Genomic DNA, 1,505 nt, shown 5'->3' on the forward strand with positions numbered 1-1,505 from the left:
GCCAGCACGTCCGCGAGCCGCGCGCCCGGGCTCCGGGGCCCGCCGGAGGACAACGTCGTCATCAGCGCCTGGAAGCGCTGGAAGCCCGCCTGCGCCTTGCGCGGCACCAGGGCCTGGACGTCCGGGTGGGCCAGCGCGTCCGCCAGGGACAGGCTCCGGGGCCAGCGCGGCCAGGCGGTCCACAGGTGCTCGGTGCTGGCGGCGCCCACGCCGGGCAGCTTCCGCGCGAGCCGCTTGAAGGCCAGCTCGTCCATGCGGTGGTGCGCCCATCTCAGGTGGGCGAGCGCGTCCTTGACGTGGGGCTGCTCGAAGAAGCGCACCCCGGAGCGCACGCGGAACGGCAGTCCGTGGCGGGCCAGCTCCAGTTGGAGCTCCAGCGAGTGCAGGTGGGCGCGGTACAGCACCGCCATGGACTCCAGCCGGTGCCCCCGGGCGCGCAGCTCGAGGACGCGCTCGGCGACGAAGGCGGCCTGGGCCTTCACGTCGCGGGTGGGCACCACCTGGGGCACGGCGCCGGGCGGGCCGTCGGACACGAGCGCCTTGGGGAACTGGCGCGTGTTGCGCGCGATGACGGCGTTGGCCAGGCGCAGCACCTGCGGCGTGGAGCGGTAGTTGCGCGTGAGCGGGTAGATGCCGCAGCCGGGGTAGCGCTGGGGGAAGTCGATGATGTTGGTGAACTCCGCGCCCCGGAAGCTGTAGATGGACTGGCAGTCGTCGCCCACGACGGTGAGGTTGCGCCGCTCGCCCACGAGCAGGTCCACGAGGTCGCCCTGGAGGCGGTTGGTGTCCTGGTACTCGTCCACGAGCACGCCCTGGAAGCGCCCGGTGAGCTCCGCGCGGATGGACGGGTGGTCCTCCAGCAGGCGCTTCAGGTGCGCGAGCAGGTCGTCGTAGTCCATCAGGTGCAGCTGGGCCTTGCGCTGCTGGAAGCGGCGCGCGGTGGCGAAGATTTCGGGGGCCACGGGCAGCAGCTCCCGGCGCCGGTCCACCAGCACCTGGGACACGGGCTGCTGGAGGTTGGTGGCCAGGGAGACCAGGTCCAGCAGCGCGTCCGGGCGGGGGAAGCGCTTGTCGCTGCGCAGCTTCCGCTCCGCCAGGCACGTGGCCATCAGGTCGCGCGCGTCCTCGCGGTCCAGCACCGTGAAGCCGGTGGAGAAGCCCAGCGCCCCCGCGTGCTGGCGCAAGAGCACGTGCGCCGCGTGGTGGAAGGTGCCGCCCAGCAGGCTGCCCACGTCCGCGAAGCCGCCGGCCAGCTCCTCCACGCGGCGGAGCATCTCGCGCGCGGCCTTGTTGGTGAAGGTGAGCAGCAGCAGCGACGACGGCGGCACGCCCCGCTCCAGCATGCGCGCCACGCGGTACGTGAGCGTGCGCGTCTTGCCGGAGCCCGCCCCGGCAATCACGAGCACGGGCCCCTCCCCTGCTTCCACCGCCGCGCGCTGCTCGTCGTTGAGCGCGCCGTCCAGGTCCAGGCGGCGCGCGGGCGCTCCGGCGGGGACGGCGGGGCT

General features: G+C 73.8%; 1 protein-coding gene. It reads right to left on the reverse strand.

Annotation, left to right across the window (positions count from 1 at the left end; translation table 11 throughout):
* The coding region (locus ACLEQD_RS43180; RefSeq protein WP_410391759.1) for an ATP-dependent helicase at window positions 1-1,505 on the reverse strand (1,505 nt) is incomplete at both ends.

Source organism: Corallococcus sp. 4LFB (genome assembly GCF_046520365.1).
In the GTDB taxonomy this organism is placed as follows: Bacteria; Myxococcota; Myxococcia; order Myxococcales; family Myxococcaceae; genus Corallococcus; species Corallococcus caeni.